Here is a 16400-nt window from a genome sequence, read left to right as displayed (position 1 = left end):
TTCCACTAGATGAGTAAATTCATAAATGCTGTCGCCATACCGAAATAAATCAGTATGGAGATGATATCGTTAATCGTCGTGATGAATGGTCCTGATGCAACAGCAGGATCGATATTAAATCGATGCATGATGAGAGGAACGAGTGATCCAGCCAGGGTGGCTACGATCAACGTCGATAAAATGGAAAGCCCAACGAGCAAACCTAAAAAGATGTTCCCTTGCCAGAAATAAACGACGAGTGTGATGATGATCCCGCAGGAAATCCCGGTAATCAATCCAGTTCCGGCTTCCCGGAGCATCATTTTAGTCTTCCCTTGTTTATCAATTTCACCTGTCGCAATTCCTCGTACCGCTACCGCAAGTGCCTGTGTACCTGTATTACCAGCCATTCCGGCAATGAGCGGAATAAATATCGCAAGAATCGCTACTTTATCAAGCGTATCCTCGAAGCGGCCGATCAGGCTTGCCGTTACACTGCCCAAGAATAGCAGAATAATCAGCCAGGGCAGCCTTTTTTTAGCTGAATCAAAAGCATTTTCATCAGGACTGTCTACGTCAGAAATACCGGCAAGCTTGGAATAGTCATCGCTTGCTTCTTCTTCCATAACGTCCATAATATCATCGACTGTAATAATACCGAGCAGGTGATTCTGGAAATCAACAACGGGAAGAGCAAGAAAATCATAATCTCTTACCATTCGCGCGACTTCTTCCTGGTCTTCGGCTACAGAAACGGACACCACACGTTCATTCATAACGTCCGAGATGAGCCAGTCGTCTTCCGAGATAATTAAATCACGAAGCGAAATTACCCCAACCAGACGCTTGTCTTCGTCAATGACATAGGTGTAATAAATCGTTTCGGCATCAGGGGCTTCTTTTCTTAAGTGAAGCATCGCTTCCCTGATCGACATGCCGGCCTCCACGATGACGAACTCCGTGGTCATAATAGAGCCCGCGGTTTTTTCTTCGTAGTGCAGCAAATCTTTTATTTCCTGTGCCGCTTCCTTATCCATAATGGTTAGGAAGCTTGCCACCTTGTCTTTATCCAGTTCATTAAAAATATCTACCGCATCATCCGTAGACATCTCTGCGAATACTTGCGCCGCAAATCTGGGATCCATTTCAGAGAAAAACGGCTCGATTTCCTCATAATCAATATGCTCCATGAAATCGGCTACTTCTTCGGGAGATAGATACGTATAGATCTGCATACGAACGTCAACATCTAATCCCTCGAAAATCATAGCCTGATCATAAGGGTGGAGTTCTAGAAACTCGGCGCGGAATTGGTCAATGTAATCATTAAAAAGCGCATCCTTTATCGTATCCCAAACCTCTTGGCGCTCCTGGTCATCTAAGTGTTCCATAGCTCCCCTCCTTGACGTTCTATTCGTTTTTGACCGTTTAATCTTAATTGCCTGCTGGACGTTTGTCAACGAAAGTATTTTCTTTTCATTAAATCATTAAGTTGACTTAAAATTATTGGAAGAATCATGTACACTTACAATTATAACCGTAGTTTAACAGATTGCTTGATAGAAAGGGAACATTCATGAATGATAATCAGCAAACTTCACCGATTGATTTTACCATTATATTCATTGTCCTGGCCTTTGGAATCATCAGCTGCTATACCCTTTACACCGTAGATCCTTACTTAGGCGTAGGAGATCAGGGTTCTTATATGAAACAAATCGTCTGGTACATACTAGGAAGCATAGTCGCAGGTGTAGCTATGATTCTGGATTATGACCGCCTTCATCAAATCGTTTGGGGTCTTTACGGATTTGGACTCACGGCCCTGCTTATGCTCTTCTTTAAATTCCCGCCGGGGCTCGTTCACTATTCAGGCGGAGCCTGGAGCTGGTTTAAATTACCTGGCATCGGTACCATCCAGCCCTCCGAATTTATGAAGGTTTTCCTTGTCATTACGCTTGCTCATGTGATTGTTAAACATAATGAAAAAACCAGGATGAAAACCGTTAAGACAGATCTAAAGCTGCTCGGAAAGCTGATGCTTCTTTCCGTAGTTCCGATGGGACTTATTGCGGTGCAGCCGGACTTAGGTACATTCCTTGTGTTGGTATCCATCACGACGTTTATGATTTTAGTATCCGGTATTCAATGGAAAATTCTGCTCTCGATCGTCTCATCCGTACTAGTCGTTATTGCAGCTGTTGCGACTACTTTCCTATTTAATATTACAAAAGTTACCACGTTCTTTGAAGAATCCGTGTTTGCCCACGTGGACTCCCGTTTCTATGGCTGGCTTCAGCCTGAAAAATACGAGCTCGGTGCCGGCCTGCAGCTGATTAAAGCCATCACAGCGATCGGCTCCGGACAGCTGACCGGAAAAGGCCCGGGCAACTTTGAAGTGATGGTGCCCGAACGTCACACCGATATGATCTTCACCGCGGTATCCGAGCAGTTTGGTTTCGTAGGCTCAAGTATTGTCGTCACGCTGTTTTTCCTTCTGGTCTATCGGATGATCCAAATCGCTCTCGAAAGTAATGATGCTTTTGGAAGCTATTTAATTGTCGGCGTAGTAGGTATGATCGCGTTTCAAGTCTTTCAAAATATCGGCATGTCCATTCAGCTGCTTCCGATCACGGGACTTCCGCTTCCCTTTATCAGTTACGGGGGAAGTTCGACACTCGCTTATATGCTCGCAATCGGCCTCGTGCTGAACGTCAAATCCCGTACAAGATCTTACATGTTTGAATAACACGCTCAAAAGGTGGAGAAGCTTTGTAAAAGACTTCCCGCCTTTTTTTGATTATTCTAAGCCGGTCTAATAAAGCTCTGTAATTCTCAGTATGGATTTATTTAATAAAAGCTCCCATTACTTGAAGACTCAGTCTCGTAATAAATTGGGTCCGTTACTCTATGCGGAAGAGGGCTGGTGAGGAAATAGCTCGCTTTCCTATGGAGGAACGGTGAGCTTCCTCGCTCGTTTCACTCCCTGCGGGATCTCACCTAGTCCCTTCTCCCATGGGAGTCTCGCCATTTCCCCACCAGCCCCACTATAATTCTGCGAACGGACCCTGCCAGTAGAAAAAGTGGGAACTTTAAATCGTCTTATATGCTTCTACAGCGGCGTTTATCTCCTGTAAAGACCCGGTCCTTAGTGTTGATCACATAGGTTCTCCTTCCTCATATGAAGGCATTTACGTGCAAGATTTTGAGCGCTCCATGATCGCAAAGGGGCGGAAGGGAACGGCGAAGACTCCTGTGGGATAAACATGATCGGTGAGATCCCACAGGGCTGTTAAGCCCGAGGAAGCTCACCACAAGGGATATTCGACTAAGACCGCCACATCCTGTGGCAACGTCGAACGACCCTGCGTCGTGCAGGGCCACGGAAAGCGAATCGTGCCCCGCAGGAACTTTCCTCTCATAAAATATCTCGAAACGGAGTCTTATACAATCCGGACCCTTAGCTCACTAAGGAACTTTTAGCGATTTAACCTTAATTTTAAGGACCACCTTGATTTTTTATTAACTTAATGAAAGGAGAATAATGATGAAAATTGATATAATTGGCGATGTGCATGGCTGTCTGGATGAATTAAAGCAGCTATTCACGAAACTCGGCTACGAATGGAAAAACGGGCTTCCTTTTCATCCCGACGGACGCACCCCAGTCTTTGTTGGTGATATTACGGACCGCGGTCCTGCTTCAGTGGAGTGCATTCGTTTTGTCTGCCAGTTAGTATTAGAAGAAAAAACGGCACTCTATGTGCCCGGCAATCATTGCAATAAACTATACCGTTTTTTCCTTGGAAATCCTGTAGAGGAAACCCACGGTTTAGAAACAACAGCAGACGAATACCGAAGCTTATCCAGACGTGAACAAAAAAAGGTGCGCAAGCAGTTTATGACGCTGGTGGAGGAATCCCCTCTATATCACGTACTGGAAGAAGCGGACGCTGTCATCGCCCATGCCGGTATCCGCAGAGAAGATATCGGAAAAAATAATAAAAAAGTGAAAACGTTCGTATTGTATGGCGACATTACAGGAGAAAAGCTCCCGGACGGACGTCCTGTTCGAAGAGACTGGGCCCAGCATTATGACGGCGACTTGTGGGTCGTTTATGGGCACACCCCTGTACGCGAACCCCGCTTCGTCCATAAAACCGTCAATATTGACACGGGCTGCGTGTTTGGTGGCGAACTAACCGCGTTCCGCCTGCCTGAAGAAGAACTCGTCAGTGTTCCTTCCTCAATGCCGCTCGTTGAAGAGAAGTTCAGATACTAAAAAATCAGACTCCAGGCGGGGTCTGATTTTTTACTATTCACATGCCATGATATAACGATTCCACTCTTCAGGAATGCCGGATGTAAAAGACATCAACTCGCCTGTCCAGGGATGATCAAAGGCCAGTTTATGACAATGAAGAGCTTGTCCGCTCCAGGGAAGATCTTCAGGCTCTCCGTATAAAGTATCCCCCACGAGCGGATGACCAATAGAAGCCATGTGAACACGAATCTGATGGGTCCGCCCGGTCTCAAGCTTTAGTCTGACGAGCGTATGCTGTTCATGGCTTTCCTGAACCTTGTATAACGTCTTTGATGGTTTTCCATCTGCACAGGTGGTCCGTTCCACAATGGATCCCGGTTTCCGGGCAATCGGCGTTTCAATAACTCCCTCACCCTCAAGCTTTCCTTTTACCAGTGCCGTGTAAAAGCGCTCGACTCTGCTTTTCTCAAGTGTTAGCAGCCGGTGGCTATAAGCGTGCTTCGCTGCAAGCATAAGCCCTGACGTCTCCCGGTCCAGCCTTGTGACGATATGAACCGTATTTGACAGGCCGTGCTTCTCGTAATGATAAAGCAGCCGGGTTGCGATGGAAGAGCCTTCATGGTGGGAAGATGGAACGACCGGAACCGAGGACGGTTTGTCCATCACGATCACATCTTCGTCCTCATAGCGGATCGATAACGGGCCTTCTTCAGGCATCATTCTATCGCCGCGAACTTCTTCGGGAAAATAAACGGAAACCATCGCTTCCGAATCCACCTTCTGCTTGAGAGAAGCCGGCTGGTGATTGACGTAAATCGATCCTCCCGCTTTCACTCGTTTAATCAGCTGGCGGGAGAAGCCGGCCCGCTTCTGCAGGAAATCCCTCACTGTCTGACCTGACGCCTCAGGCGGAACGCGCCAGCTTTTGGTAACCGTACTCACTCTTTAGAATGAGAATACTCATCGGATACGAAGGAATCATGCACACGTCTCCAGAAAGGAAACGGACGGAAGCGGGCAAACCGGACTTTTTCAGTCGCCACACGACACTGAATGGATTTCACGTCCTTGTAAGTACGAGTAATATGATCCATCGTAATCAGAAAGCTTCTGTCGTTCAATGGTTTTAATAAACAGGTATGATGGCTCGGCAAAATAAGCGGAGAACCGATGGTACGGAACACCCGGTTGTTAATGGAAGCCATTTCGGCGATCTGGATTGCTTCCAGGGAAGGATGGAGAATCGCGCCGCCGAGCGCTTTGTTATAAGCGGTACTGCCGGATGGCGTGGAAATGCAAAGTCCATCTCCGCGGAAGGTTTCAAAATGATCGCCTTTAATTTCGATATCAAAAACGACCGAACCTTCTGAAGTCTTAATGGTACATTCATTCAATGCCAGATACCGATCTTCCTCTTCCCCGTCTTGTGGACGGATCGTCACTTCCAGAAGCGGGTATTCAACCACCTGAAAAGGCGTCCGCGCGATTTCAATGATCAGTTTTTCCAGCTCTTCCGGCATCCAGTCGGCATAGAAGCCTAAGTGTCCGGTATGAATCCCGATAAACGCCGTTTGATCAAGGCGGTGAACATAGGTGTGAAAAGCTTCCAATAACGTGCCGTCTCCTCCTACAGAGATAGCAAGATCAGGCTCGTCCTCATTGTATTCCAACTGGAATTCCGTTAAATAATTTTTGATTTTGGATCGTATTTCATTCGATTTCTGGTCGCCTTTGGAAAGGATCGAAAACTTCATCTGCTGCCCACTCCTCTACTTCTTTTTATTATGGTTTTTCTGATCTTCTTTACGCAAAAATACTTTTTGGGCTTCCTGGATTTCACTTTTAATCTTGGACATTTCTTCATCCAGGCGGAAGGCTGCTTCGCCTGCCCGCTTTAACCGGCTTTTAATTTCTGTTGGTATTTTACCAGCATATTTATAATTTAAGGAGTGTTCGTTGGTTGCCCAGAAATTCATAGCCAGTGTACGGATTTGAATTTCTGCTAACACAATCTTTTCTCCATGGATGGTTTCGACTGGATACTCAATGATTACGTGGTAGGACCTGTAACCGCTCTCTTTTTTGCGGGAGATGTAATCCTTCTCTTCTACAATGGTAAAGTCATGACGATTTTTGAGCATGTCTACGACAGCATAAATATCATCTACAAATTGACAGACTACACGCACACCCGCTATATCCTGTAACTCTTTTTCAATGTTTTCAGGATTAATGGCTTTTCTCCTGGCTTTTTCAATAATACTTGATCTTGGTTTTACGCGACCCGTGACAAATTCAATCGGAGACTGCTCCATTTCATATTCAAACTGTTGGCGCATTCCCTTTAGTTTTACTTTTAGTTCGTCAACTACTTGTCCATAAGGTGCTATAAATATATCCCAATTCATCTTGCGCCCACCTTTATGTATCCAATCTGTATAGTAAATATGTGCGTTTTCTTATGCATTCATTGTATCATAAAGTTAAGTCACATCAGAAATGATAAAGGAGGCATTCTAAATTGTCCCAGGAAATCGAAATTGAATATAAGAACCTGCTCACGAAGGGTGAGTACGATCGTGTACACCAATTATACCCATTCGAATCAGTTGAATTCATGGAGCAAACCAATTATTATTTTGAATCAGATGATTTAAAGCTTCGCAGTCTAGGGGCGGCTCTCCGCATCAGGAAAAAAAATGACCAATGGACGTTGACCCTGAAACAGCCTCATCCTGAAGGGCTGCTTGAAACCCATGACTCATTGTCTGAACACGAGGCAGATTTATGGATCCAAAACCGCATGGTGGAAAAACCGAATGTCGGGAAACAGCTGGAAGAGCTTGGCGTTTCTTTGGAGGACTTGAAATTCCTTGGTTCCCTGACCACAAGAAGAAAGGAAATCGAGTACAAGGATACCCTTCTCGTTCTCGATCACAGCCTCTATTATGATCAGGAAGATTTTGAGCTAGAACTCGAAGCTCAATCAAAAGAACAAGGAAAATCCGTTTTTTCCCAAATTTTAAATCAATGCAATATTCCTGAAAGGGAAACAGATAATAAGATTAAACGCTTTTATAAAGCCCGGCAAGAATCAGAATAGTTGCCGTAGCACACGCCCATTGCTAAAATGGATTAACAGACAGGAAGGGATTTTATGGTACAGCGACCTGGAACGATTTATGAGGCGCTTGGTGAAGAAAAAATATCGGAGCTTGTCGAAGCATTTTACAGCCGAGTGAGCCGTCACCCGGAATTAATTCCGATCTTTCCGGAAGATTTAACGGAAACCGCACGAAAACAGAAGCAGTTTTTGACTCAGTTCTTCGGCGGTCCTCCTCTTTACATCGAAGAGCATGGTCACCCGATGCTGAGAGCCAGACACCTGCCTTTTGAAATTACACCAACTCGAAGAGACGCCTGGCTGTCTTGTATGTCAGGCGCTTTAAACGAGGTTTCTATTGAAGAACCTTACCGGTCCGCTATATTCGAGCGATTAACGATGACGGCGAACCACATGATGAACACACCAGAAGAGGAGAAAGGAGAATCGAAGTGAGTTGGAAAAGCTTGAGCAGCAATAATGACACCCAAGGAACAGCCAGCGGTTTTTTCAATTTATTAAAGCGGCCCATAGAAATCTATGTGTTTATCGATCCGCTCTGTCCTGAATGCTGGTCACTTGAACCATTCTTAAAAAAACTCACTATCGAGTACGGCCGCTTCTTTACCATCCGTCCCATTATTAGCGGGAAGTTGACTTCCTTTCAGCAAAATAAAGTGAAGAAACCTGAAAATCTGAAAAAAGCGTGGGACAGCACCACTTCCCGGACCGGCATGTGCTGTGATGGTGATGTTTGGATTGAGAACCCGGTTTCCTCCCCTTTCGCGGCTTCTCTAGCTGTAAAAGCAGCCGAGCTGCAAGGTAAAAAAGCCGGCATGCGGTTTCTCAGAAAAATTCAGGAGTATGTTTTCCTGGAAAAACAGAATATTTCCGATGAAGATGTATTAATTGAATGCGCCAGTAAGAGCCGTCTGGATGTAGATGAATTTAAGAAGGACCTTCATTCCGATGCCGCTCGCAACGCTTTAAACTGCGACTTGAAATTGACACACGAAATGGAAGTGGAATCCACTCCTACGATCGTCCTTTTCAATGAATCAGAAGAAGATGCCGGACTTAAAATAACCGGTATGTATTCCTATGACGTGTATGTAAAAGTTCTGAAAGAGATGCTGCAAAAGGATCCAACCCCTGCCATTAAGCCAGCTCTTGAAGACTTTTTGCACTACTATCGATTTGTAGCGAACAAAGAAGTTGCGGTCGTCTACGACTGGACAGAACAGCAGGCAAAGAAAGAAATGAAAAAATTAGTGCTGAAACAGAAAGCGCGTGAAATCCCAGTGAAACACGGTGCCTTCTGGGAATATCTCGGCACATACTAAGCGTCTTTGAAACGGTACCGAAATGGTTAGATGGCTGTCTAACGATTTCGGTATCGTTTTTTTATGCGTAATTGAACTGGAGCGTTCATAGGCCCGTTTTCTACCTCTATTGCGCCGTCAGCTCCTCCTATTGCCCGCAACCCAATCTTTTCTCTCGGGGTGTAATTTTCATGAAACTTTTTACATAAATGATCGTAATACCCATTGTAATCTGTCACAAATGAGGAGGTGAAAAATATTTAATGAGCAAAAAATTTTTTAACAGTTTAGGCTGGCTATTAATAGCGCCTTACTTTTTCGTGTGGACTGTTTTTGGTTATAAGGAATGGCTTTTGATCGCTGCCCCATCTGTCTATCTTTGTTTTTACATAGCTAAAGGAGGTCTTAAAAAACCACGCAGAAGTTGTCCTGAAAAACGACGAGTGCTAACTGTCGCATTTGCTTATTTAGGAGCTATAGCTCTTACACTGATCTTTATTTACACCGCCAACTATGTTATAAAAGAGAGCCTTCAGCTAGAAGGCTGGGTAAAAACCATGAGTTCATGGATCGCTATCGTAATTGCCCTCATTCCAGCTACATTATTACTTGGATACGTCCTGGAGGGATCACAGAAACACGGTGAAAACGATGAATACTCTTCTTTGGACGAAGAACAAGTGAAAGAGAAAGCGTATGAATGGATGCAGCTGGATTCGAAAGTGGAATGTGTAAAAAGATTGAGACAAACCTACAATTTGTCTTTGATTCACGCGAAACAGATTGTAGATGATGTAGATGATACTGCCGACAAATGAAAAGAAAGAAGGATTAACAATGATTGCTGATATGTACAAAAGAAGAGAAAAATTGGCCCATTCCCTTATAGGTGCCCTCATTCTAATTTTGGGAGGATACTTGCTATGGAATTGGCCGGAGACGAGTCAAGAATGGCTGGAAGCAGCCGTCCTGCTTGTTCCGGTTATTTTTATGGGAATGATTGCAGGATCAAGCCGCCACAAATATAATAAAGTGAAAGACCTGTCCATACCGGAAGCATCAGGTTCTCTCATGGAGTCTGACCATGTCGTATGGAAATCCGATGCAAGCAGCCTCCCACGGCTGATGGCTTTCGAAAAAAACGGAGCCTATTTTGGCATGTTGAAAACGGATAAACTGCCATGGTGGGGCCGCCCAATTGTGTTTTTCCAAAAGTCTATCTTATCGTTCATCCCGAGTACATACAGCTTTTACACCCAGGACGGTGAAAAGCTTTTTTCCTTTCGGCGAAACGGATTTAAGGAAACGAAGGTTGCCATTTTTGACGCAGCAGGAAATCATTCAGGCACTTACATACAAGAAGAATATAAAAGCCTTTTCCAGGTTAAAGGAGAAATTAAAGACGAGGAAAACCGACCTGTTCTCTCCGTAAAGGCCTCAGGAACAAGCGGTGATTTTTCCTTATCTGATGAAGATGGTCATCGCTGGGCGCATTTTTATAGTGGCCGCTTCCCTCATGAATACACCGAGTTATTCCGTGACGTTGATAACGACATCGTAGAGTTATCGAACGAGCTCTCGTTCAAAAATAAACGGCTGCTGCTTGCTGTCATCAGCTTTCTATTTATGAACCGTTCTATAAATGGATAAGATGATGCGGATTAGAATAGGATTTTGGAGAGGAGATAGCTATGAATAAAAAAGTTAGAATCGGAATCGGATTAATTGGAAATTTTATTTTATGCTTTTGGGGAGTTAATAGTTTACTTACAGGGGAACCAGCTATGGACAGTACCATTATCTCATTTCTATTAGCTGTTGGCGGGTTTATTGGTTTTATTGCACTTGTCTTTGAACTAAAAAAGCAAAACTCCGCTTAATACTCCTCTAAAAATGATGGACATACATCTTTAGGTATCCTGGGAAAAGCCCATATATCTAAGGATTTCTTTTTAACTTCCAGGAGATGGGAGCATAGACAGGCTAACAACAGTCATAGATATAATCAAAGGAGGAAGAGCTATGACAGTCTGGAAAATCATCGCCTGCTGCTTGGTTTTTATATTATTGGGCAGTTTTCACTTATTCGGCTTAATGCGTTTATATCCTTTATACATTACCTCCCCGCTTCTCTTTATTTCCATCTATCTGTGCATCTCCTTTATTTATCACAGAAAAACATTTAAAGGATTTCATTAGAAAACCCGCGTGCCAGTAAGGATCACGCGGGTCTTTTATATGCTTACTTTTTAAGCAGTTCTTCCATTTCATTCAGCTTTTCTTCAAATACATCAAGGGCGGACAAAATCGGATCTTTAGAAGTCATGTCCACACCTGCCTGTTTCAGCACTTCAATCGGATAGTCGCTGCTTCCTGCTTTAAGGAAACTCTTATATCGTTCAACTGCTGTGTCGCCTTCAGAAAGGATCTGATCCGCAAGCGCCGTAGCTGCCGCGTAGCCAGTAGCGTATTGATAAACATAATACCCCATATAGAAGTGAGGAATACGAGCCCATTCCAGGCCGATATGATCATCAATCACAATATTGTCTCCAAAATATTTCTTATTCAGGTCGTAGTAGATTTCTGTGAGCTTATCCGCTGTCAAAGCTTCCCCGTTTTGAGCCTGCATATGAATCTCGTGTTCAAATTCAGCAAACATCGTTTGTCTGAATACCGTGCCGCGGAAACCTTCCAGGAAGTTATTCAATAAATAAAGCTGTTCCTTCTCACTCTTCGTATTCTTCAGCATGTAATCATTCAATAGTGCCTCATTACACGTTGAAGCCACTTCAGCCACGAAAATGGAATAATTCCCGTAACGGTATGGCTGATTCGCATGCGTATAATAGCTGTGCAGGGAATGTCCCAATTCATGAGCGAGTGTAAATAAATTATTCACATTATCCTGCCAATTCATTAATATATAAGGGTTTGTTCCGTAGTGACCTGAGGAATAAGCTCCGCTTCGCTTCCCTTTGTTCTCCTCAACGTCAATCCAGCGGTTCTCAAAGCCTTCCTTCACGGTATTGACATATTCCTCCCCTAGCGGCTCGAGTCCTTTCAGAACCAGGTCTTTGGCTTCCTCATAAGACACTTTCATTTCCGCGTCCTTAACGAGCGGCGTGTAGATGTCGTACATATGAACTTCATCTAATCCGAGCACTTCTTTTCTAAGTTCGATATAGCGATGAAGCAGGGGCAGACGTTCATTAACAGCTTCAATTAAATTATCATAAACCGTTTCCGGAATATTATTGTTGTTTAATTTCGCTTCACGTGCGCGTTCGTAATTTCTAACCTGAGCATTAAAATTATTTTTCTTCACATGACCGCTCAATGTCGATGCAAACGTATTTTTGAAAGAACCAAATGTATCATACATCGCTTCAAACGCGGATTTTCGTACTTCACGGTCATCGGATTTAAGAAAACCGACATAACGGCCGTGAGTAAGATCTACCTCTTCCCCTTCTTCATTCTTGATCGTTGGAAAAGTAAGATCCGCATTATTTAAAGCTCCAAATGTCTGCGATGGATTGGCTCCTATTTCAGAGAAACCAGCGAGCAGTTTTTCTTCCTTCTCACTAAGAACATGCTCCTTACGTCGTGTAATCTCATCAAGCGTATGCTCATACAATTTCAGTGGTTCATATTCCTTAATAAATCCTTTAATTTTTCCTTCAGGGAGAGCTAAGATTTCCGGCACAATAAAGCTCATTGCCGAGGCAATCTTTGTATATAAGCTTTCCGCTTTGGCATTCATTTCCTGATAATGGGAGTTTGTTGTATCCTGATCTTTGCGCATATGGGCATAAGTAAAAAGCAGGCCAATTTTATTGGAAATTTTATCTTGAAAATCAAGAAGGTTGTAAAGCTGTTCAGCAGATTCGCCCAGTTTTCCACGGTATTGATCCAGTTCAGGCAGGAGTTCCTCTGCTTCTTTCAGCTCTTTATACCACTCTTCGTCTGTAGCAAAAATAGCTTCAAGGTCCCATGTTTTTTCTACGGGTACCTCTTCTCTTTTAGGTAATTGTTTAGTTGCAGCCATCATGATCCTCCTTCAGATAGTTCGTCACCCTAACCAATTCTCGATTTAGGTGTGAATCCCTTCTTAAATATTAATTCTTTCCAGTTTTTTTAATGCCGCGACAGTCTTTCGATCGTCTTCGAGAGCATGCGTTATATGTTGATGAAAAACGACCTGCTTTTTCTTAACCCATCCCTTATTTACGGACTTATTGATGTATCCGAGAGCTTCCAGCAGATATGAATATTCTTTCATTAAATCCGGCTGATATCCATTAATCGTAGGAGGAGCAGCCTGTTCAGGGAAATTTACGGGGGCTCCTACTTCTAGTTCTATGAAATGATCAAATAAAAACTTCGTCTGCCACACATAGGAAGGCCCCGCTCCGGCAAGCTCCCCCTTAGAGGGCAGGAAGGCAAGTGTAGGAAGCAATGAAACGTGAACTCCTCTCCTGTACACATCGTCCCGAAATGCCTGCACTTCTTTACTGACGTGTGGATTATATACGGTCCGTTGCTTATACAATAGTTTTTCCCACATAGGCAGCAAGTCATGCAAAGAGGATGAAGCAGAGATTTGAAACAACTGGGGAAATTGGATGCTTGAGAGCGAATAAGAGCGCAGGTCGGCTAAAGTTTTTCGCTGGCTGACGCTTCTCAAGTTGGAAGCCATCGTTAAACGCTGGGTTTTGGAGTTAAAAAAGTAGAGGGAATAGTGATGATGAAAGGAATAGAGAAAATTCCGAAGAAATTCAGTCATGTGGATCGTATCTGGAGACGTTCGTTTCAAGAGATGACTTCCCAGAATCCAGAGAGGGAAAATACCATGTTCTTTGTACTGACTCGATCGCCGCAGAATTTCTTCTTTAGAAATTCTGGCACATTGATATTCAATGGCTATTTGTTTAGATCCAATGGTTACAAATACATCGGGACGCTGAGCGGGACCACATAACGGGTATTCTAGTTTTGCTTCGTAGTTGTGATGGATCAGCCACTCATATAAAGCCCATTTTCCTTGTTCATGCGCTTCACCCTCCCCCCGGTTAACGATACACTCACTTTTGGGAAAATGCGCAAAGTGCGGTTTCACTTTTGGTCCTGATCGAATCAGCAGGACTTCTTTACAATGAGGACAATAGTAGGAACGAGTTCGTGGCGCCTGCAGTTCTTGAGGGGTTAAATGTAATAATGACTGTAGCTTTCCTGAGGAATCCTCGGCGTAAAACAATCCTTCACCTCCTCCTCTTTCTATTCGACACCTATCCACATTTTTCCTTTATGTACAAAAAAATAAGCACACTTGTAAGGGTGTGCTTGTAAACGTTAATGAGCTGGAAAATATTCTTTGACCCTGGTCAAAGCTTGTTCATCGAATATGGTTTTACCATATTCCTCTAAACGATAAATCGTTACAGGTGACTCATGTCCGAATTCCATTACTTGGCTCAACATATTTTCCTGTTCTTCATCACTCATATTTTCATCAATGAACTGAATATATAAATAATAGTTGTCTTCAAAATGGAAAAGACGCTGATCCATGGAATTTTCAACAGACATGTAGTGGCTGAGTTGAATGACATCTTCAAACTCATTGAATTTCAATGTGAATGTCAACGGTTCATCCTTGTGATCCTCATCCTCTGTGCCCTGTTCTTCATCCTGATCGTTTTGATCAGATTTACTAAATTTATCGTCAAGCAAAGATTCCAGTTTTTCATCAACCGGTACATCAATAGCATTTTCATCGTCACTAGGGAGCTCGAGTTTTTGACCATCCTGGGAGACTTGTGCTTTTGTTACGATCACTTCTAAACCTTTATCCATGGCTTGAACTTGAATCCACAATGGACCATCAGCCTGGAAGTTTTCCTGATCATTCACTTCATCCATCATTTCCCAGAAAAGCTGCTCGCTTCGTTCCCGGTTATACCAAATTTCTTCTCTGTCGAACCCACGCTGTTCTACATCCTGGTAAGTGACGTAAAACTTAACCGTGTTTTCATTAATACGTTCTATTTCCATGAAATTTCTCTCCCTTCTTAACAAGTATTAAGGGGGAAGGGAATACTCACCCTTTTTTAATGCTTATAAAACCTTACCCGTTAGGTCAAAGCCTCAACCTTCAAAATGTGTAGAATGAAGGATTGATTAATTCTATTGTATGACAGTGTAAGGCAAATGGAAAACAAATTGCTTCAATTCAGCATATAACCATACCCAAAATGAATATCTTTTTTTAAGACCCATCTTTTGTTTCTGTTGGGTTACCATTTTAGCTTATTCTGATTGCTTTGTCACTACAAGCGGGAGGATTTATTATGAACTGGGACATGCTTGAACCAATTTTAATCATTATCAGTATTGATATCATTTTAGGCGGCGATAACGCCATCGTCATCGCCCTTGCCAGTCGGAACCTTCCCAAGCACCAGAGAAATAAAGCTATTTTTCTTGGGACAGGCCTTGCCATCGCAGCTCGTATCTTACTAACAGCTGTTGCTCTTTATCTTCTCCAAATTCCCTACCTTCAATTAGTCGGTGGACTGTTTCTTTTTTACATTGCCATGCAATTATTAACAGATAACGATGATAATCAGGATATTCATGGAGGAGACAACTTAATGACCGCCGTTAAAACAATCGTACTGGCTGATATTGTCATGGGCTTTGACAATGTACTCGCTATTGCTGGAGCTTCCCATAACAATATCGTACTTGTGGTCTTCGGATTATTAATTTCCGTGCCGATTATCATCTGGGGAAGTCGATTCATTCTCCTGCTTATGGACAAGTTTCCCCTTCTCATCTACTTCGGAGCAGGATTACTCGCCTATACAGCAGCTGAAATGATGATTGAGGATCACTCCGTTTCTTACCTCATCATGGACTATCCTGAAGTAAAAGTCTGGATGCCTGTCCTTTCTGTAGTAGCCGTTACATTTACAGGTTATTTTGTAAATAAACGAAAAGAAAGGACATAATTAAAACAAAAACTGTGACCCTCAGGACCACAGTTTTAACGTTTATTTAATTAACTAACTTCTGTGCTTCTTTTAATTGGAACGTACGTACACTTCGCGGAAGGAAGCGACGAATCTCATCTTCGTTATATCCTACTTGCAGACGCTTATCATCAATGATGATCGGGCGGCGAAGTAAACCAGGGTTTTCCTGAATAAGATCAAATAAATCCTGCATCGGCAATTGATCGAAATCAACCTTCAGCTTTTGGAATACTTTAGAACGCGTAGAGATAATCTCTTCTGTTCCATCTTCCGTCATTCTAAGGATCTGCTTAATCTCATCTAAAGTAAGAGGTTCGGAAAAGATGTTCCTCTCCGTATAAGGGATATCGTGCTCTTCAAGCCAAGCCTTTGCTTTACGGCATGATGTACAACTTGGTGAGGTATAAAGTGTGACCATACAGAAACTTCACTCCTCAATATTTTTATTATGGTAAAAATTTGAACTGCTTATTAAATTACAATCTTTATAATCTAACCTACTTAAACTATAACACATCTGTCAACTGTTTCATATGTCTATATGAACAGGAACGAACCCTATAACGTCTATTTTCATCTTGAAGTAATATGTACCACTGCAAGCGTTAACTTAAACCACATTCAATATAAAAAATAAGAGTTTTTTTCAATTGTGAACATTTATTGAAAAAACCCACCTGTTTATTGGTGGG

The 16400-nt window shown here is 43.0% G+C and carries 18 protein-coding genes; 10 read left to right on the top strand and 8 right to left on the bottom strand.

Features of this window, described 5'->3' with window-relative positions:
* Positions 1-5: 5 nt before the first annotated feature.
* The gene (gene mgtE, locus HBHAL_RS06615) at positions 6-1370 is read right to left on the bottom strand and encodes a magnesium transporter (RefSeq protein WP_014642579.1); all 1365 of its coding nucleotides are present in this window, start codon (positions 1368-1370) and stop codon (positions 6-8) included.
* Between the two features lie 185 nt (positions 1371-1555).
* Between mgtE and HBHAL_RS06610 the strand changes: the two genes are divergently transcribed.
* Positions 1556-2728: an FtsW/RodA/SpoVE family cell cycle protein gene (locus HBHAL_RS06610; protein WP_014642578.1), complete on the top strand. Its 1173-nt coding sequence runs from the start codon at positions 1556-1558 to the stop codon at positions 2726-2728.
* A 798-nt stretch (positions 2729-3526) separates the two neighbouring features.
* Positions 3527-4261 (top strand): bis(5'-nucleosyl)-tetraphosphatase PrpE, encoded by a 735-nt coding sequence (gene prpE / locus HBHAL_RS06605; RefSeq protein WP_041601236.1) that lies wholly within the window; start codon positions 3527-3529, stop codon positions 4259-4261.
* A gap of 33 nt (positions 4262-4294) precedes the next feature.
* On the opposite strand, the gene HBHAL_RS06600 is transcribed toward prpE, so the two are convergent.
* The 3 genes from HBHAL_RS06600 to HBHAL_RS06590 are packed head-to-tail and all read right to left on the bottom strand — an operon-like array spanning position 4295 to position 6651.
* Complete coding sequence (locus HBHAL_RS06600; protein WP_041601235.1) at positions 4295-5185, bottom strand: RluA family pseudouridine synthase; 891 nt, start codon at positions 5183-5185, stop codon at positions 4295-4297.
* The gene (locus tag HBHAL_RS06595) at positions 5182-5997 is read right to left on the bottom strand and encodes an NAD kinase (RefSeq protein ID WP_014642575.1); all 816 of its coding nucleotides are present in this window, start codon (positions 5995-5997) and stop codon (positions 5182-5184) included. The genes HBHAL_RS06600 and HBHAL_RS06595 overlap by 4 nt, the downstream gene beginning before the upstream one ends.
* Positions 5998-6012: 15 nt before the next feature.
* Complete coding sequence (locus tag HBHAL_RS06590) at positions 6013-6651, bottom strand: GTP pyrophosphokinase (protein WP_014642574.1); 639 nt, start codon at positions 6649-6651, stop codon at positions 6013-6015.
* A 113-nt stretch (positions 6652-6764) separates the two neighbouring features.
* Here HBHAL_RS06590 and HBHAL_RS06585 point away from each other — a divergent pair, with 113 nt between their 5' ends.
* The 7 genes from HBHAL_RS06585 to HBHAL_RS21810 all read left to right on the top strand — a co-directional run bounded on the left by HBHAL_RS06585 (position 6765) and on the right by HBHAL_RS21810 (position 10867).
* Positions 6765-7346, top strand: coding sequence for a CYTH domain-containing protein (locus tag HBHAL_RS06585; RefSeq protein WP_014642573.1), 582 nt, complete (start codon positions 6765-6767; stop codon positions 7344-7346).
* Between the two features lie 54 nt (positions 7347-7400).
* Positions 7401-7802, top strand: coding sequence for a globin domain-containing protein (locus tag HBHAL_RS06580; RefSeq protein ID WP_014642572.1), 402 nt, complete (start codon positions 7401-7403; stop codon positions 7800-7802).
* Positions 7799-8689, top strand: a complete 891-nt coding sequence (locus HBHAL_RS06575) for a ClpXP adapter SpxH family protein (RefSeq protein ID WP_014642571.1) — start codon at positions 7799-7801, stop codon at positions 8687-8689. Before HBHAL_RS06580 ends, HBHAL_RS06575 begins: the two co-directional genes overlap by 4 nt.
* A gap of 242 nt (positions 8690-8931) precedes the next feature.
* Entirely contained in the window at positions 8932-9486 is a 555-nt protein-coding gene (locus HBHAL_RS06570) for a hypothetical protein (protein ID WP_014642570.1), read from the top strand.
* Between the two features lie 31 nt (positions 9487-9517).
* Positions 9518-10318, top strand: coding sequence for a hypothetical protein (locus HBHAL_RS06565; RefSeq protein WP_231853980.1), 801 nt, complete (start codon positions 9518-9520; stop codon positions 10316-10318).
* Between the two features lie 41 nt (positions 10319-10359).
* Positions 10360-10548 (top strand): hypothetical protein, encoded by a 189-nt coding sequence (locus HBHAL_RS06560; protein WP_014642568.1) that lies wholly within the window; start codon positions 10360-10362, stop codon positions 10546-10548.
* Between the two features lie 142 nt (positions 10549-10690).
* Positions 10691-10867 carry a hypothetical protein gene (locus tag HBHAL_RS21810; protein ID WP_223254264.1) on the top strand — a complete coding sequence of 59 codons (177 nt, stop codon included), beginning with the start codon at positions 10691-10693 and terminating at the stop codon, positions 10865-10867.
* Between the two features lie 43 nt (positions 10868-10910).
* On the opposite strand, the gene pepF is transcribed toward HBHAL_RS21810, so the two are convergent.
* The 3 genes from pepF to mecA form a co-directional block, all read right to left on the bottom strand.
* A complete protein-coding gene (pepF, locus tag HBHAL_RS06555; RefSeq protein WP_014642566.1) occupies positions 10911-12719 on the bottom strand; it encodes an oligoendopeptidase F in 1809 nt (602 codons plus the stop codon).
* A gap of 63 nt (positions 12720-12782) precedes the next feature.
* Complete coding sequence (locus HBHAL_RS06550; RefSeq protein ID WP_014642565.1) at positions 12783-13928, bottom strand: competence protein CoiA; 1146 nt, start codon at positions 13926-13928, stop codon at positions 12783-12785.
* A 95-nt stretch (positions 13929-14023) separates the two neighbouring features.
* The gene (gene mecA, locus HBHAL_RS06545) at positions 14024-14725 is read right to left on the bottom strand and encodes an adaptor protein MecA (protein ID WP_014642564.1); all 702 of its coding nucleotides are present in this window, start codon (positions 14723-14725) and stop codon (positions 14024-14026) included.
* Positions 14726-15021: 296 nt separating this feature from the next.
* On the opposite strand from mecA, the gene HBHAL_RS06540 reads away from it, so the two are divergent.
* Positions 15022-15684, top strand: coding sequence for a TerC family protein (locus HBHAL_RS06540; RefSeq protein WP_014642563.1), 663 nt, complete (start codon positions 15022-15024; stop codon positions 15682-15684).
* 46 nt (positions 15685-15730) lie between these two features.
* Here HBHAL_RS06540 and spxA read toward each other — a convergent pair whose 3' ends face one another.
* Positions 15731-16126, bottom strand: a complete 396-nt coding sequence (spxA, locus tag HBHAL_RS06535; protein ID WP_014642562.1) for a transcriptional regulator SpxA — start codon at positions 16124-16126, stop codon at positions 15731-15733.
* Between the last annotated feature and the right edge of the window lie 274 nt (positions 16127-16400).

The sequence above is a fragment of the Halobacillus halophilus DSM 2266 genome (assembly GCF_000284515.1).
GTDB lineage: Bacteria > Bacillota > Bacilli > Bacillales > Halobacillaceae > Halobacillus > Halobacillus halophilus.
Note: the sequence above shows the minus strand (reverse complement) of the source record. Positions and strands in the feature narration are given on the sequence as shown.

Bases quoted from the DNA above. Each gene is read 5' to 3' on its own strand.
- HBHAL_RS06580 (WP_014642572.1), top strand. From the start codon at position 7,401: ATGGTACAGCGACCTGGAACGATTTATGAGGCGCTTGGTGAAGAAAAA.
- prpE (WP_041601236.1), top strand. From the start codon at position 3,527: ATGAAAATTGATATAATTGGCGATGTGCATGGCTGTCTGGATGAATTA.
- HBHAL_RS21810 (WP_223254264.1), top strand. From the start codon at position 10,691: ATGACAGTCTGGAAAATCATCGCCTGCTGCTTGGTTTTTATATTATTG.
- HBHAL_RS06595 (WP_014642575.1), bottom strand. From the start codon at position 5,997: ATGAAGTTTTCGATCCTTTCCAAAGGCGACCAGAAATCGAATGAAATA.
- HBHAL_RS06565 (WP_231853980.1), top strand. From the start codon at position 9,518: ATGTACAAAAGAAGAGAAAAATTGGCCCATTCCCTTATAGGTGCCCTC.
- mecA (WP_014642564.1), bottom strand. From the start codon at position 14,725: ATGGAAATAGAACGTATTAATGAAAACACGGTTAAGTTTTACGTCACT.
- HBHAL_RS06590 (WP_014642574.1), bottom strand. From the start codon at position 6,651: ATGAATTGGGATATATTTATAGCACCTTATGGACAAGTAGTTGACGAA.
- HBHAL_RS06540 (WP_014642563.1), top strand. From the start codon at position 15,022: ATGAACTGGGACATGCTTGAACCAATTTTAATCATTATCAGTATTGAT.
- spxA (WP_014642562.1), bottom strand. From the start codon at position 16,126: ATGGTCACACTTTATACCTCACCAAGTTGTACATCATGCCGTAAAGCA.
- HBHAL_RS06560 (WP_014642568.1), top strand. From the start codon at position 10,360: ATGAATAAAAAAGTTAGAATCGGAATCGGATTAATTGGAAATTTTATT.
- pepF (WP_014642566.1), bottom strand. From the start codon at position 12,719: ATGGCTGCAACTAAACAATTACCTAAAAGAGAAGAGGTACCCGTAGAA.
- HBHAL_RS06570 (WP_014642570.1), top strand. From the start codon at position 8,932: ATGAGCAAAAAATTTTTTAACAGTTTAGGCTGGCTATTAATAGCGCCT.
- mgtE (WP_014642579.1), bottom strand. From the start codon at position 1,370: ATGGAACACTTAGATGACCAGGAGCGCCAAGAGGTTTGGGATACGATA.
- HBHAL_RS06610 (WP_014642578.1), top strand. From the start codon at position 1,556: ATGAATGATAATCAGCAAACTTCACCGATTGATTTTACCATTATATTC.